Origin of the sequence: Streptomyces sp. NPDC001828, assembly GCF_042892175.1 — a bacterium.
In the GTDB taxonomy this organism is placed as follows: Bacteria; Actinomycetota; Actinomycetes; order Streptomycetales; family Streptomycetaceae; genus Streptomyces.
In genome coordinates this window covers 78,013-92,153 of the sequence record NZ_JBIATV010000011.1, presented here as the reverse complement: position 1 = coordinate 92,153, position 14,141 = coordinate 78,013, and the positions used below count along the sequence as shown (strand labels likewise).

The following is a 14,141-nucleotide window of genomic DNA, read 5'->3' as shown; positions in this document are numbered from 1 at the left end:
AAGGACCCCGCACATGTCCGGAATCGAGATCCGCAAGGTCACCGCGCACATCGGCGCCCAGGTGTCCGGCGTCGACATCGCCAAGCCGCTCGACGGGGAGAGCGTCGCCGCCCTGCGCGCCGCCCTCAACGAGCACAAGGCGCTGGTCTTCGACGACGTCGACCTGGACGACGAGGGCCAGCAGGCTTTCGCCCGCCACTTCGGCGACCTCACCACCGCCCACCCCACGGTGGCCGCCGTCGCCGGCGCGCCCCATGTGCTCCCCGTGGACAGCGAGCGCGGCCGCGCCAACCACTGGCACACCGACGTCACCTTCGTCCTCAACCCGCCGCAGGTCAGCACCCTGCGCAGCATCACCGTCCCGCCGTACGGAGGTGAGACGCTGATCGCCAACTCGGCGGCCGGGTACCGCGGTCTGCCCCAGCCGCTGCGGCTGCTCGCGGACAATCTGTGGGCCGAGCACACCAACGACTACGACTACGCGGTGCCGGACGAGGACGTCGACGACAAGAAGGCCGAGCAGCGCGCCCAGTTCACCTCGATCAACTTCCGCACCGCCCACCCGGTGGTCCGCGTGCACCCCCTGACCGGCGAACGCGGCCTGTTCATCGGCGGGTTCGCACAACGGATCGTCGGCCTTTCGGTCGGTGAGTCGCGCAAGGTCCTCGACCTGCTCCAGGCGTACGTCGTCCGGCCGGAGAACATCCTGCGCTGGCGCTGGTCGCCCAACCAGCTGGTCCTGTTCGACAACCGGATCACCCAGCACTACGCCATCGACAACTACGACGGGCTGCCGCGCCGCCTGAACCGCGTCACGGTCGCCGGTGACGTGCCGGTCGGCATCGAGGGCAAGGAGAGCTACTCGATCGCCGGTGACGCCTCGCACTACACGTCCGTCACGTCCGTATAGGGGAGCCGGCGGCGGGCGGGGCCAGGGCGGGGGCGACGTTCGGCGCCCCCGCCCCTCGGTCAGCCCGTGGCCGGGCGGTCAGCGGTCCCTTCAGCGCGGGGCCGGGAGCCGCCGGCGGGCCTCGCGGGCCGCCGCCGTCATCCGTTCGAGGGCCGGACGGACCTCGGCCCAGGAGCGGGTCTTGAGCCCGCAGTCCGGGTTGATCCACAGCCGGTCGGCGGGCACCGAGCGCAGGGCCCGGGTGATGAGGCGGGCCGTCTCGTCCTCGGGCGGGACGCGGGGCGAGTGAATGTCGTACACCCCCGGCCCGACCTCGCGCGGATAGCCCGCCGCCGCCAGCTCGTCCGCTACCCGCATGTGCGAGCGGGCCGCCTCCAGGCTGATCACATCGGCGTCCAGGTCGTCGATGGCGGCCAGGATCTCGCCGAACTCGGCGTAGCACATGTGGGTGTGGATCTGCGTGTCCGGCCGCACCCCGCAGGTCGTCAGACGGAACGCCTCGGTGGCCCAGGCGAGGTACGCGGGCCGGTCGGCCGCGCGCAGCGGCAAGGTCTCCCGCAGCGCCGGCTCATCGACCTGGATGACCGAAGTCCCGTTCCGCTCAAGGTCGTTGACCTCGTCCCGCAGGGCGAGGGCGACCTGGCGGGCGGTCTCGCCGAGCGGCTGGTCGTCCCGCACGAAGGACCAGGCGAGCATGGTGACGGGCCCGGTGAGCATGCCCTTGACCGGGCGGTCGGTGAGCGCCTGCGCGTACGCCGTCCAGCGGACCGTCATCGCCTCGGGTCGGGAGATGTCCCCGGCGAGGACCGGCGGGCGGACATAGCGGGTGCCGTACGACTGCACCCAGCCGTGCTGGGTCGCGAGGTAGCCGGTGAGCTGCTCGGCGAAGTACTGGACCATGTCGTTGCGCTCGGGTTCACCGTGCACCAGGACGTCGATGCCCGTCTTCTCCTGGAAGGAGATCACCTCGCGGATCTCGGCCTCGATCCGCTCCTCGTACGCCGCCTCGGCGATCCGCCCGGCGCGCAAGTCGGCCCGGGCGGTGCGCAGTTCACCGGTCTGCGGGAACGAGCCGATCGTCGTGGTGGGCAGCGCGGGCAGGCGCAGCTGGGCCCGCTGGGCGGCGGCCCGCTCGGGGTACGGCTGGGCGCGGCGGGAGTCGGCCTCGGTGACGGCGGCGGCCCTGGCGCGCACGGCCGGATCATGGGTGATCGCGGAGCTCGCGCGCGAGGCCAGGTCGGCCCGGTTGGCGGCCAGTTCGGCCGTGATGGTGCCGGTGCCCCCGGACAGGGCGCGGGCCAGCGTGGTGACCTCGGTCGTCTTCTGGCGGGCGAACGCGAGCCAGCGGGCGATCTGCGGATCGATGCCGCGCTCGGCGGCCGCGTCGAGGGGCACATGGAGCAGCGAGCAGGAGGGAGCCACGTCCACGCGGTCGGCCAGGCCGAGCAGGGTGGCCAGGGTGGAGAGCGACCTCTCCAGGTCGTTGATCCACACGTTGCGCCCGTCCACGACACCCGCGACGAGCCGCTTGCCGGGCAGCCCGCCCGCCGCCGCGAGGTCCGCCAGGTTGCCCGCGGCGGGCCCGGTGAAGTCCAGGGCGAGCCCGTCGACCGGAGCCTTCGCGAGCACCGGCAGGGCCTCGCCGAGCCGGTCGAAGTAGGAGGCGACCAGGAGCTTGGGGCGGTCGGTGAGGGCGCCGAGCTCGCGGTAGGCGCGGGCCGCCGCGTTGAGTTCGGCGGGGGTGCGGTCCTGGACGAGCGCGGGCTCGTCGAGCTGCACCCACTGGGCGCCGGCCGCGCGCAGATCGGCGAGCACCCGCGCGTACACCGGCAGCAGACGGTCGAGCAGGGTCAGCGGTTCGAAGTCGGCCGCCACACCGGGCGCGGGCTTGGCGAGCAGCAGATAGGTCACCGGGCCCACGAGCACGGGCCGCGCGGACAGACCGAGCACGAGCGCCTCCTTCAGCTGCCCGACCTGCTGGGAGGAGTCGGGGGTGAAGACCGTGTCGGGCCCCAACTCCGGCACCAGATAGTGGTAGTTGGTGTCGAACCACTTGGTCATTTCGAGCGGCGCCACGTCCTGGGTGCCGCGCGCCATGGCGAAGTACCCGTCCAGGGCGTCGGCCGCGAAGGCCGCCCGGTGCCGCTCGGGGACCGCGCCGACCATGACGCTGGTGTCCAGGACGTGGTCGTAGTACGAGAAGTCACCGGTCGGGACCTCGTGGATGCCGGCGTGGGTGAGCTGTTGCCAGACCGCCGAGCGCAGTTGGGCGGCGGTCCGCCTGAGCCCGGCGGCGTCGACGCGGCCCTTCCAGTAGCCCTCGATCGCCTTCTTCAGTTCCCGGTTCGGGCCTTGGCGGGGGTAGCCGTACAGGGTGGCGTGTGCCGCGGCTGCGGACTTCGTGGTCACGAGACTCTCCTTCGCGAGCTCTTCCATGGAGCGATCCCGGGACGGGACGAAGGACACGAAGGGACGACGACCGGGAGCACGGCCGGGGGGCCGCCTGCGGTGCGTACGCCGACCCGCCCTCGAGGTCACCGGAATCTCCGGGGGCGAACGGTCACCCACGGGCAGTGGCAGGTCTTCGGACTCGCGGGCGCGCCTCGTCACTGACGGGGCACCTACTGGCCGTCGCTTCCCGGACCCGGTCGGATCCAGTGCGTATGACGGCGGTCGTTCCCACTCACCGCTGCGGGGCAGTCCCGGATTCCCACCGGGTTCCCTCTTACGACGCATCCCGTCTGGCGGACGGGGCGAACCAGCTGCACCGCCAGCCTAGATCCTCGACCGCCGCCCCGGAAACCGCGTTCTCGCCCACCGGACGGTGAGGTGCGGCACGTCACGACGGGGTGAGCACCTGCCGGGCCAGGGTCAGCGCGGAGTCGCGCCCGTGGGCGAGGTCGTCCTCGGTGAAGACGGGGGTGCGCAGCCGGGGCGGGACGCCGGAGCCGTCGAAGGTGCGGCCGTGCTCGTCGAGGTACTTCTCGTTGGGCAGGATCACCGCCCAGTCCTTGGCCAGTGGCCGGAACATCACGTCGGAGAAGACCCCCTGGGTGTTCTCGCCGATGCGCGTCACCTCGGGGGCGCGGCCCATGAGCGCCTGCGCGAACGTCTCGGCCGCGCTGACCGAGCTGCCACTGGTGAGCAGCGCGACCGGCCCGGTCCAGCGCGGTGCCGCCGCCGGGTGGACGACGATCGGCTGGGGCCGGGTGAAGCGGGCCGGGTCGTCGGGGTCGTCGCGGGCCACCTTGCGGTACGCGGTGTACGCCCGGTCGGTGAGGCGCGAGGCGATCCGCAGCCCGAGCGCGTCGGACCCGCCGCCGTTGAGCCGGACGTCGATCACCAGGCCGCGCAGCGGACCGGCGCCCCGCGCCGCGTCGCGGGGGAGCAGCGCGTCCAGGGCACGGTCGAGCTCGGCCACCTGGTCCTGGAAGCTGCCGCTCTCCACGTACCCGTCGAAGGAGTCGACCCTCAAATAGCCGACGCCGCCCGGCAGTTCACCCACCACCAGCTTGCCCTGCCCGAAGGTCCTTGCCGGGGCGACGAGTTGGCGTTCGACGTTCGCCGCGGCGCGGGTGCGCAGGTCCGCGGTGGGCACCCGGGTGCCGGGCCGCAGGCCGAAGTAGACGGTCCTGCCCTGGTGGACGAGCGCCGTGTGGGCGTCGTGGAGCGGACGCATCATGTCGGTGAGGATCTGCTGGAGCCGGGCATCGGTGGTGTCCGGCGTGATGAGCGGACGGTAACGGTCCCTGACCGCCTGCCAGTTGATGCCCTTCGCGGCGAAGAACGGATAGTTCTCCGCGAAGGTCGCCCAGAACCGGTCGAACACGGCGAGCGGCCCCTCGGCCGCGGGCTGCCGACACCGCTCGGGCAGCGCGGAAAGCCGGGCCAGATGGCGTACGCCGGCCGCGTCGTCGAGCGCGAGCACCGCGTGCTCCCGGCCATCGGGCGTGAAGGTCATCGACGCGACCGAGTCCTCGCCGTACCGGATCGCCCCGCCCGCGCCGGGGCGTCCCACCTGCTGGGCCGTGACCGCACCCGGCAGGCAGCTGACGCGGGTGGTGTCATACGTCGTGAACCTGCCGTTCGCGACCGTCACCAGGGTGCCGTAGCCGTCCATCCGCCACACCCCGTCGAGCCGCCCGGGACCCGCCGCCGACGCGGGGGCCGCCCCGGCCGCACCCACGGTCATCGCCAGCGCCACCCCGATCGCCGCCGCCCTGGCCACCGTCCGTACGCCCGCCGCCCGTACATCCACCGTGTGCACCTTTCCCCGTCGTCCATGCTCGCCCTCGACGCTAGCGGCCGCCCCCGTGCCGCACATCCACCACGCCGGCCGGCCGTGCCCTCCCTGAGGAGGAGTTCTCCATGGTCAACAGGCACCTGCGGAGGATCGACGCCCTAGGCTGCCCTCTGGCATCAGCCCCGACCCCAGGAGCGCACATCGTGTTCGACCCCGCACCGGAGCACCCCTACCCCGACGCCACGCAGCCGGACGCCGCACCCGCCCCGCACGCCCTGCTCGTGCCCGTGCTCGGCTTCCTCGGTACCTGGCACGGCCGGGGCGAGGGCGGATACCCGACGCTGGACGGGGACTTCGCGTACGCGCAGGAAGTCACCTTCAGCCACGACGGCCGCCCGTTCCTGCGGTACGAGGCCCGGGCCTGGCTGCTCGACGCCGACGGCGCGCCGCTGCGCCCGTCGGCGCGCGAGAGCGGGTGGTGGCGACTCCAGGCCGACGGGCGGATCGAGGCCCTCATCACCCAGCCCACCGGCATCGCGGAGATCGCGGTCGGCTCCGCGACCGGAAAGTCGGTCGACCTCGCCACCCACGAGGTGGCCATCACCCCCACCGCGAAGCAGGTGGACGCCACTCGCCGTCGCTACGAGCTGACCGCCGAGGACACGCTGACCTACGCGCACGACCTCGCCGCGGTCGGCCGGCCGCTGCAACACCACCTCTCGGCCCGACTGCGCCGCCGCGGCTAGCGGGGGCCGGTACGGCCCGGCGGCGACGGGCCCACCTCCGCGACGCCCCGCCCCCTCGACTCCGCCTTCGCGGCCCGGGTTTGGCTCTGGCCATGTTGGCTACCCGGTGTGATGAGGCCTCCACAGGCTCCCCATCGCGAGACGGACGAGAAGAGGACAGGTCTGATATGAACAATCGGCTGGGATTGGGGCTCGCGGTGGGCGCGGGCTATCTGCTCGGACGCACCAAGAAGGCGAAGCTCGCCTTCGGCATCGGGACACTGGTCATGGGCAAGCGCCTGCAGCTGAGCCCGCGGGCGATCGCGGACTTCGCGGCGGCGCAGCTGGCCGACAACCCGCAGTTCAAGGAGATCGGCGACCAGCTCCGGGAGGACCTGCGCGGAGTGGGCAAGGCGGCCACGGGCGCGCTGCTCAACCGGCAGATCGAGGGAATCGCCGACCGGCTGCACGACCGTACGCTGGGTGTGCAGGACCGCATATCGGGCGTGGTCCCCGACGTGACCGGCTCGGCGCGGGACGAGGAGCCCGAGGAGGACGAGGAGGCGGACGAGCGGCCCGCCAGGTCGGCCTCCAAGTCGTCGTCCGGTTCCTCCGGCCGGGGCTCGGCCACGGGCAGGGCGTCCGGCCGGGGTTCGAGCCGAAGTTCCAGCAGGGCCTCCGACTCGGAGGAGGACTCCTCCGACAAGCCGCGCTCCACCGGCAGGACCGCCACCAAGTCCGCCTCCGCCAAGGCCACTTCGGCCAAGAAGGCCACCAAGACCGTACAGCGGACGGCCAAGCGGGCACCGGCCAAGAAGACGGCGAGCCGGCGCGGCGGCCAGGGCGGTGAGGACCGTGGCTGAGTCGAAGAACCCGCTGAAGCAGAGTCCCGCGGTCGACCACCTGAAGTCGGAACTCCAGGGCTATCTGCTCGCCCAGGGCGAGCGGCTCCTCATGGGTGTGGGCCACAAGCTCGGCGAGACCACGGGCAAGCTCAACGACATAGCCGAGGGCAACAGCCCCGGCTTCGCCAAACTGGCCCTCGAAGGCGGCCGCAAGGTCGCCGAGGGCAAGGGCCCGGTCCGGGCCGCCGTGGAGATGGGCGCCTCGCACCTCAAGGACAGCGCCAAGGAGATGTTCAAGAATCTCGGCGGCAAGCGCAAGAAGGGCGGCGGCGGCCGCAAGCCGACCGTCATCCTGGAGTCGGTGGACGTGGGCGTGCCGGTGCGCGAGGCCTACGACCAGTGGACCCAGTTCCAGTCGTTCGCCACCTTCGCCAAGGGCGTCAAGAGCGCCACCGTCGCCGACGACACCACATCGGACTGGAAGGTCAAGGTCTTCTGGTCCAGCCGCAGTTGGAAGGCGCACACCACCGAACAGGTGCCGGACGCGCGCATCGCGTGGACCTCCGAGGGCGCCAAGGGCAGCGTCAAGGGCGTCGTCACCTTCCACCCGCTGGGCGAGAACATCACCCGCGTCCTGCTGGTCATGGAGTACTACTCCAAGGGGCTCTTCGAGAAGACCGGCAACATCTGGCGGGCCCAGGGCCGCCGGGCCCGGCTGGACCTCAAGAACTTCGCGCGCCACATCGCGCTGCGCGGCGAGGCCGAGGGAGGCTGGCGCGGCGAGATCAGGGACGGCGAGGTCGTCGTCAGTCACGAGGACGCCGTGGCCGAGGAGGAAGAGCGCCAGGAGGCGGAGCGGTCCGGCCACGAGGACGACGAGGGCGAGCCCACGGACGAGACGCGGGACGAGGACCAGGACCTGGAGCGGGACGAGGACGAGCCCGAAGAGGACCAGGGCCCTGAACAGGAAGTGGAGCAGGAGGACCCCGAGGCCGAGCCGGAAGAGGAGTACGAGGACGAGGCCGAGGGCGACTTCGAGGGTGAGTACGAGGACGAGGAAGAACCTGAGGCGGAGTACGAGGACGAGCCGGAAGGGGAGGCCGTGGACGAGCCGGAAGGGGAAGTCGAGGACGACCCCGAGGCCGAGGACGACCCCGAAGAGGCCTCGTCCGCGCGCAAGCGCCGCTCCTACGCCGGCTCCCGGAGCGACAGCCGCCGGTGACCGGCCGCGAGCCGCCGCCTTGCGGACGGAGGGCGGTCAGCGACCTGCCTCCGCCCGCAAGGGGCCCCCTCCGCCGGACGGGCCTCGGCTGACGACTCATCACATACCGGGCTGCTACGAGGACATGGTGAAGTGACCGAAGACAAGAAGGACCGCAAAACCCGCCTGACCGTCCTCGTGGCGCTCGGTGCCAACCTCCTGATCGCCGCCGCGAAGGCGGCGGCCGGAGTCTTCGCCGGATCGCCCGCGCTGCTCTCGGAGGCGGCGCACTCGGTGGCCGACAGCATGAACGAGGTCTTCCTGCTCGCCGCGCTGCGCCGCAGCCGGCGCCCGGCCGACGAGCAGCACCCGTTCGGCTACGGCAAGGAGCGCTACTTCTGGTCCCTGCTCGCCGCCGTCGGCATCTTCGTCATGGGCGGCTGCTTCTCCTTCCTCCAGGGCATCGAGGCGCTGCGCTCGCACGAGCAGGAGTCCACCGGCGGTTACATCGCGGGCCTGTCCGTGCTGGGTGTGGCGCTGCTGGCGGAAGGCGGCTCGCTGCTGCGCGCCCTGTACCAGGTGCGCGGCCAGAGCGGCGGCATCGGCGGCGACCCGGCCCTGCGCACCGTCATCGCCGAGGACGGCACGGCGGTGCTCGGCGTGCTGCTCGCGGGCGGCGGCATGGCCCTGCACATGGCCACCGGCCAGGTCGTCTGGGAGGCCTCGGCCTCGCTCGCCATCGGACTCCTCCTGGTGTACGTGGCGTTCCGGCTCGGCAAGGACGCCCGTGAGCAGCTCATCGGCGAGGCCGTCGACCCCGAGATGCGCGACAGCATCCGGGCGTTGCTCGACGAGCAGCCCGAGATCGACAACGTGGCGAGTCTTCTGACGATGCGGCTCGGCCTCGACTCGGCGCTCGTCGCGGCCCGGATCGACCTGCGGCCCGGCCTCGAGAGCGAGGACCTGGAGCTGGTCTCCGAGCGGATCAAGGCGGCCGTGGTGAAGGCGTGGCCGGAGGCGGATCAGGTGTTCCTCGACATCACGGAGGAGCCGGCGGACCCGCCCGAGGAGGCGCGTGCGTCCGACGCGACGCGTGAACCCGAGGCGGCGCGTGAACCCGACCGCACGCGCTGAGCCGGACGACGGGGCGCTTCGCCGAATGCGGGGCTGCTCCCAGTGCCGGACCTTCAACATGCCGATGCCCGGCCGTAGTTGACGGCCGGGCATCGTGGTGAGAGGGCGCGTCAGTTGTGCGGGCGCCCGTAGTAACCGCCGACCTGCTCGTGGTAGGCCGGGTCCCCGAGGTGCTTCTCCTTGTCGAACTCGGGGGAGTTCTTGATCTGTTCCTTGGCGCACGCGACGTAGATCTTCTTCTCGGCCGGGTCGATGCGCGTGAGGACCCCGGCCGGCAGCAGGACGGACTTGCCGAAGATCCACGGGCCGGTGTCGACGACGATGTACGAGGAGCTGACCTCCTCCGAGTACTTGTCGACCTTGCCGATGCTTCCGTCGGTCGCTTCGACCTTGTAGCCGGTGAGGTCGGTACCCGGCTGGTACGCGGCTGCCTCGGGGTAGGCCCAGATGTTCGCCATGGTGGAGCGGTCCCTTCGTATGGACGACGGGTGAGGAGTGCGGACGGCGGGCACCGCTCGGTGCACGGCACCGCGTCCACGCAACGCCCGGGTGCCCCTGCCCCCCGCCGCCACACACGCCGGTCGGGCCGAGTCGGTTCTTTCGGCCGATCGGCCGGCCCGGCGCGTGCCCGGCGCATTCCACGGGGTACTTCCGTGGTCGGCGGTTCGCGGCCGCGGACGAAGAGGTGAGGAGCTGAGCGGTGTGACCGGCATGGATGAGTTCCTCGGCCGCCTCGACTACCCGATGTACGTCGTGACAGCGGCGGCGGGTGCGGAGCGGGCCGGGTGTCTCGTGGGGTTCGCCTCGCAGTGCTCGATCGAACCAGTGCGCTTCATGGTGTGGTTGTCCACTGCCAACAGGACGTACCGCGTGGCCAGTTCGGCCGAATTCCTCGCCGTGCACCTGCTGGGCCGCGCCCAGCACGACTTGGCCGAGCACTTCGGCGGCCGCACGGGTGACGAGGTGGACAAGTTCGCCGGCGTCGCCTGGCGCGAGGGCCCCGCCGGCACGGTCCTGCTCGACGCGGTACCGGCGTGGTTCGTGGGGCGCGTGGAGAGCCGCACGGAGGGCGGGGACCACGTCGGCTTCCTGCTCGCCCCGGCCGAGGCGTCGCCGGGGCCGGCGGACGGGCAGCCGTTCAGGCTGAGCGACGGCGAGGACATCGACCCCGGCCACCCGGCCTAGGCCATCCACCGGCGCGGGCGCCGGCCGGCCCCGCAGGACCTCAGGCCGTACGGGACCTCAGGCCATACGGGACTTGGCCAGGAGCTCGCCGATCTCCGCCGTGGTGCCGGACTCGCCGAGGCGGGGGAAGATCCGCTCGATGCTGTTGCGGTGGGCCTCGGCGTTCAGGTCCGTCATCGCGTCGGTGGCCAGGGTGACGTGGTAGCCGTGCTCGTGCGCGGCCCGGGCTGTCGACTCGACGCCGATGCTGGTGGCCACGCCGGTCAGCACGATCTGGGTGATGCCGCGGCGGCGCAGCTGGACGTCCAGGTCGGTGCCGTGGAACGCGCCCCAGTTGCGCTTGGTGACGGTGATGTCCTCGGGGTGTCCGGCCAGTTCGTCGACGATGACGTCCCAGCCCTGCGGCGGCTGCTGCGCGCCGCGCCCGGCGGCCTCCGTACGGCCCTGGGGGGCGTCCGCTCCGTCGGGCGCGAACGAGACGCGGACCAGGACGACGGGGAGCCCGTGCGAACGGAAGGCGTCGGCCAGTTCGGCCGAGCGGGCCACGACGTCGGCGGAGGGGTGCGGCTCGGTGGGCGCCGCGACGATGCCCCGCTGAAGGTCGATGACGACGAGCGCCGTGTTCTGGTCGAGCGTGGTGAGAGCCATGGTGGTGCCTTTCTTGCGCGTGCGTGAACCAGCATGCGTGAGCCGACAGGTGCGGAGCGGCGTGCGGGAACCAGCGTGCGTTGATCGCTCAACCGGCTTGGTATAAGGGCCAGTTGAGGTGGGATGGGTGATGGCTGTGAAGGGAGCGTCCCGACGTCCGGCCGGGGCCGGGGGTCATGGCTCGCCGAGGCGTTCGAGGAGGGCCATCGCCTCGGAGATGGTGGCGCGCTCCGCCTCCGTGTAGCGGTCCTGGAAGGCCTGGGTGAGCCACTCGGCGCGGGCCTGCCGGTTGCCTTCGGCGCGTTCGCGGCCCGCCTCGGTCAGGGTGACCAGCTGGCGTCGGCCGTCCTGCGGATCCTGGCTGCGCTGGATCAGACCCTGCTGGTCGAGCGCGGCCAGGGTGGCGGCCATCGACTGGGGCCGCACGCCTTCGATGGCCGCGAGGGCGCTGGCCGACGCCGCCCCGCCCTTCTCGACCAGGGCGAGCGCGGACACCTGCGAGGGCGTGAGGTCCTGCGTGTCCGCGACTTCCCGCAGTCGCCGCCGCAGCCGGCTGAACGCCACCCGCAGGTCGCGCGCCGCGCGGACGGCGGACACGGAGATGGCGTCGGGGGTGTCGTGCATGCCCCTCACCGTAAGTTCTTCAGTCCAGGCTGTCCAGTTTCAGCTGAACAGCCTGGACTGGACAGGCCGCCCCCGGCGACAGCCGGGCCTGCCGCTCGCCGGAGGGCACGCCTACGCACAGTGCCGCCGACCGGATGCGGGGCAAACGGTCGGCGGCACTGTGCGTACGGGTGAGGACGTCGGGACGCCCCGGTGGGTCAGGCGCGGGGGCCGTCGGCCTGGCGCGCGTCCTTCTCCTTCTGCTTCTCCTTGATGCGGACCGTTTCCTTGCGGACCTCGGCCTGGGTGGTGCGCTCCTTCTGCAGCCACTCGGGGTTGTCCTGCTTCAGCGCGTCGATCTGCTCCGTGGTGAGCGCCTCGGTGACCCCGCCCCGGGCGAGGCCCGCGATGGAGACGCCGAGCTTCGCCGCGACCACGGGCCGGGGGTGCGGGCCGGTGCGCCGCAGGTCCTGGAGCCACTGGGGCGGGTCGGCCTGCAAGGCGTTCAGTTCGGTACGCGAGACGACACCCTCCTGGAACTCTGCGGGGGTGGCCTCGAGGTACACACCCAGCTTCTTCGCCGCGGTCGCGGGCTTCATCGTCTGGGTGGTCTGGTGCGACGTCATGGTCCCAAGAGTAGCGAGCGTGTGCGATACCGCCGACCACGACCGGTAACCTGGCGGGGTGACAGGCTCGGAAGAACCCCCATCGTTCCGGCTCGCCTATGTTCCTGGTGTGACGCCGAGCAAGTGGGTGCGGATCTGGAACGAGCGGCTGCCCGACGTCCCCCTCATCCTCAGCACGGTCTCCGCGGCCGAGGCGCCCGACGTGCTGCGCGGCCGCGGCGCGGACGCCGGATTCGTGCGGCTGCCGATCGACCGCACGGGTCTCAGTGCGATCCCCCTCTACACCGAGACGACGGTCGTCGTGGTCCCCAAGGACCACCTCGTCGCGGCGGTCGAGGAGGTGTCGGCGCAGGAGCTGGCCGACGAGATCGTCCTTCACCCGCTCGACGACACCCTGGACTGGGAGCGCCCGCCGGGCCGGCCCGCGTTCGAGCGTCCCGCCACCACGGAGGACGCCATCGAACTGGTGGCCGCCGGGGTGGGCCTGCTCGTCGTGCCGCAGTCGCTGGCCCGTCTGTACCACCGCAAGGACCTCACCTACCGCACGATCACGGACGTCCCGGAGTCGCGCATCGCGCTCTCGTGGCCGGAGGCGGAGGTCGCTCCGGATCTGGTGGAGGAGTTCATCGGGATCGTCCGCGGCCGCACCGTGAACAGCTCCCGGGGCCGTACGCCCACCCCGCCCCAGCCGAAGCAGAAGCGCGCCGACAAGAGCGGCAGCCCGCGCAAGCCCGCCGCGGGCAAGACCGGCGGCAAGCCGGCCAGGGCCGGCGGCAAGAACGTGCGCGGTGGTTCCGGCGCCCCGAAGAGCGCCGCCAAGCGCGGCAAGCCCCGCCGCCGCCCGTAACCCCTCGGGCGGCAGGGATGGCGTTGCCATAACGGCGAGACGTTGCCGTAACGGCAAGAAATTTTGCCAGCAGGGCCGGACCGGGCGCAGCATCGCGGCATTGGAGGTGTCGCGGATGAACGAGCGAACGGAACGCGCCATGAACAGCACTCCCGAAGGCGGCCTGCCGGAGATCTACGACGCCGTGGTGATCGGCGGCGGCGCCGCCGGCCTGAGCGGGGCACTCACGCTGGGCCGGGCCCGGCGCTCGGTCCTGGTGGTCGACGCGGGGGAGCCCCGCAACGCCCCGGCCGCCGCGGTCCACGCCTACCTCGGCCACGAGGGCACCCCGCCCGGCGAGCTGCTCGCCGCCGGCCGGGCCGAAGTGCGCCGCTACGGCGTCGAGTTGAGGGACGGCGACGCCGTCGCCGCCGCGCGCGAGGACGACGCCTTCCGCGTCACCCTCGCCGACGGCGCCGGAGTGCGGGGCCGCCGGCTCCTGGTGACCACCGGCCTCGTCGACGAACTCCCCGCCGTGCCCGGGCTCGCCGAGCTGTGGGGGAGCGACGTGCTGCACTGCCCGTACTGCCATGGCTGGGAGGTTCGGGACCGGGCCATCGGCGTCCTCGGCACCGGGCCCCTCGCCGTGCACCAGGCGCTGCTGTGGCGGCAGTGGAGCGAGGACATCACGCTCTTCGTGCACACCATGGACGAGCCGGACGACCGGAGTCACGAGGAGCTGGCCGCCCGTGGCGTCCGCGTCGTCGTCGGCGAGGTCGCCTCGCTCGACACGCGTGAGGGACGCCTGACGGGCGTGCGTCTCGCGGACGGCACGCTGATGCCCCGTCAAGTACTGACAGTGGCAGGGAAGTTGATGCCCAGGGCAGGGGTGCTCTCCTCGCTCGGGGTCGAACCCACCGATCTGGAGATGGCCGGCACCGTCATCGGTGCCCACATCGCCGCCGACCCGACCGGTGCGACCGAGGCACCCGGTGTGTGGGTGGCGGGCAATGTCACCGGCCCGACCGATCAGGTCGTCGCGGCCGCGGCCGCCGGAGTGCGGGCCGGCGCCGCGATCAACGCCGACCTGATCGCGGAGGAGACCCGCGCGGCCGTCGCGGCCCGCCGGGCGCCGCACTCCGGGGCGTCGTAACCTTCCTGTGGCCGGGCGGGGGCAACGTCCGCCCGGCGTACG

Annotated in this window: 14 protein-coding genes and 1 riboswitch; of the genes, 8 read left to right on the top strand and 6 right to left on the bottom strand. The window is 72.3% G+C overall.

What is annotated here, in order from left to right:
• Positions 1–13 precede the first annotated feature (13 nt).
• On the top strand, positions 14–910 hold the full coding sequence (locus tag ACFYZA_RS27745) for a TauD/TfdA dioxygenase family protein (RefSeq protein WP_388493311.1): 897 nt from the start codon (positions 14–16) through the stop codon (positions 908–910).
• Positions 911–1,000: 90 nt separating this feature from the next.
• On the opposite strand, the gene metE is transcribed toward ACFYZA_RS27745, so the two are convergent.
• Positions 1,001–3,319 carry a 5-methyltetrahydropteroyltriglutamate--homocysteine S-methyltransferase gene (gene metE / locus ACFYZA_RS27740; RefSeq protein WP_388493310.1) on the bottom strand — a complete coding sequence of 773 codons (2,319 nt, stop codon included), beginning with the start codon at positions 3,317–3,319 and terminating at the stop codon, positions 1,001–1,003.
• A 148-nt stretch (positions 3,320–3,467) separates the two neighbouring features.
• Positions 3,468–3,688: riboswitch (cobalamin riboswitch) on the bottom strand.
• 61 nt (positions 3,689–3,749) lie between these two features.
• Entirely contained in the window at positions 3,750–5,168 is a 1,419-nt protein-coding gene (locus ACFYZA_RS27735) for a S41 family peptidase (protein WP_388493308.1), read from the bottom strand.
• A 188-nt stretch (positions 5,169–5,356) separates the two neighbouring features.
• Between ACFYZA_RS27735 and ACFYZA_RS27730 the strand changes: the two genes are divergently transcribed.
• The 4 genes from ACFYZA_RS27730 to ACFYZA_RS27715 all read left to right on the top strand — a co-directional run bounded on the left by ACFYZA_RS27730 (position 5,357) and on the right by ACFYZA_RS27715 (position 9,058).
• Positions 5,357–5,899 (top strand): FABP family protein, encoded by a 543-nt coding sequence (locus ACFYZA_RS27730; protein ID WP_388493307.1) that lies wholly within the window; start codon positions 5,357–5,359, stop codon positions 5,897–5,899.
• A gap of 167 nt (positions 5,900–6,066) precedes the next feature.
• Positions 6,067–6,741 carry a DNA primase gene (locus ACFYZA_RS27725; RefSeq protein ID WP_388493305.1) on the top strand — a complete coding sequence of 225 codons (675 nt, stop codon included), beginning with the start codon at positions 6,067–6,069 and terminating at the stop codon, positions 6,739–6,741.
• Positions 6,734–7,945: an SRPBCC family protein gene (locus ACFYZA_RS27720; protein WP_388493303.1), complete on the top strand. Its 1,212-nt coding sequence runs from the start codon at positions 6,734–6,736 to the stop codon at positions 7,943–7,945. Before ACFYZA_RS27725 ends, ACFYZA_RS27720 begins: the two co-directional genes overlap by 8 nt.
• 132 nt (positions 7,946–8,077) lie before the next feature.
• Complete coding sequence (locus ACFYZA_RS27715) at positions 8,078–9,058, top strand: cation diffusion facilitator family transporter (protein WP_388493301.1); 981 nt, start codon at positions 8,078–8,080, stop codon at positions 9,056–9,058.
• Positions 9,059–9,168: 110 nt separating this feature from the next.
• On the opposite strand, the gene ACFYZA_RS27710 is transcribed toward ACFYZA_RS27715, so the two are convergent.
• A complete protein-coding gene (locus tag ACFYZA_RS27710) occupies positions 9,169–9,516 on the bottom strand; it encodes a PRC-barrel domain-containing protein (RefSeq protein ID WP_161244365.1) in 348 nt (115 codons plus the stop codon).
• Between the two features lie 244 nt (positions 9,517–9,760).
• Between ACFYZA_RS27710 and ACFYZA_RS27705 the strand changes: the two genes are divergently transcribed.
• Entirely contained in the window at positions 9,761–10,243 is a 483-nt protein-coding gene (locus ACFYZA_RS27705) for a flavin reductase family protein (protein WP_382591286.1), read from the top strand.
• Positions 10,244–10,300: 57 nt separating this feature from the next.
• Here the strand turns inward: ACFYZA_RS27705 and ACFYZA_RS27700 are convergent, their stop codons facing one another.
• The 3 genes from ACFYZA_RS27700 to ACFYZA_RS27690 all read right to left on the bottom strand — a co-directional run bounded on the left by ACFYZA_RS27700 (position 10,301) and on the right by ACFYZA_RS27690 (position 12,120).
• On the bottom strand, positions 10,301–10,891 hold the full coding sequence (locus ACFYZA_RS27700; RefSeq protein WP_388493299.1) for a hydrolase: 591 nt from the start codon (positions 10,889–10,891) through the stop codon (positions 10,301–10,303).
• A gap of 174 nt (positions 10,892–11,065) precedes the next feature.
• Positions 11,066–11,515: a MarR family winged helix-turn-helix transcriptional regulator gene (locus ACFYZA_RS27695; protein ID WP_382591280.1), complete on the bottom strand. Its 450-nt coding sequence runs from the start codon at positions 11,513–11,515 to the stop codon at positions 11,066–11,068.
• A 197-nt stretch (positions 11,516–11,712) separates the two neighbouring features.
• Entirely contained in the window at positions 11,713–12,120 is a 408-nt protein-coding gene (locus tag ACFYZA_RS27690) for a DUF5997 family protein (RefSeq protein ID WP_382591277.1), read from the bottom strand.
• Positions 12,121–12,178: 58 nt separating this feature from the next.
• On the opposite strand from ACFYZA_RS27690, the gene ACFYZA_RS27685 reads away from it, so the two are divergent.
• Positions 12,179–12,967 carry a LysR family transcriptional regulator substrate-binding protein gene (locus ACFYZA_RS27685; RefSeq protein WP_388493296.1) on the top strand — a complete coding sequence of 263 codons (789 nt, stop codon included), beginning with the start codon at positions 12,179–12,181 and terminating at the stop codon, positions 12,965–12,967.
• A gap of 115 nt (positions 12,968–13,082) precedes the next feature.
• On the top strand, positions 13,083–14,099 hold the full coding sequence (locus tag ACFYZA_RS27680) for an NAD(P)/FAD-dependent oxidoreductase (protein ID WP_388493295.1): 1,017 nt from the start codon (positions 13,083–13,085) through the stop codon (positions 14,097–14,099).
• Positions 14,100–14,141: the final 42 nt, after the last annotated feature.

What these genes read in the sequence shown, in the direction of transcription:
- ACFYZA_RS27745 (WP_388493311.1), top strand. Translation starts at nt 14, where the DNA reads ATGTCCGGAATCGAGATCCGCAAGGTCACCGCGCACATCGGCGCCCAG.
- ACFYZA_RS27725 (WP_388493305.1), top strand. Translation starts at nt 6,067, where the DNA reads ATGAACAATCGGCTGGGATTGGGGCTCGCGGTGGGCGCGGGCTATCTG.
- ACFYZA_RS27710 (WP_161244365.1), bottom strand. Translation starts at nt 9,516, where the DNA reads ATGGCGAACATCTGGGCCTACCCCGAGGCAGCCGCGTACCAGCCGGGT.
- ACFYZA_RS27700 (WP_388493299.1), bottom strand. Translation starts at nt 10,891, where the DNA reads ATGGCTCTCACCACGCTCGACCAGAACACGGCGCTCGTCGTCATCGAC.
- ACFYZA_RS27695 (WP_382591280.1), bottom strand. Translation starts at nt 11,515, where the DNA reads ATGCACGACACCCCCGACGCCATCTCCGTGTCCGCCGTCCGCGCGGCG.
- ACFYZA_RS27690 (WP_382591277.1), bottom strand. Translation starts at nt 12,120, where the DNA reads ATGACGTCGCACCAGACCACCCAGACGATGAAGCCCGCGACCGCGGCG.
- ACFYZA_RS27680 (WP_388493295.1), top strand. Translation starts at nt 13,083, where the DNA reads ATGAACGAGCGAACGGAACGCGCCATGAACAGCACTCCCGAAGGCGGC.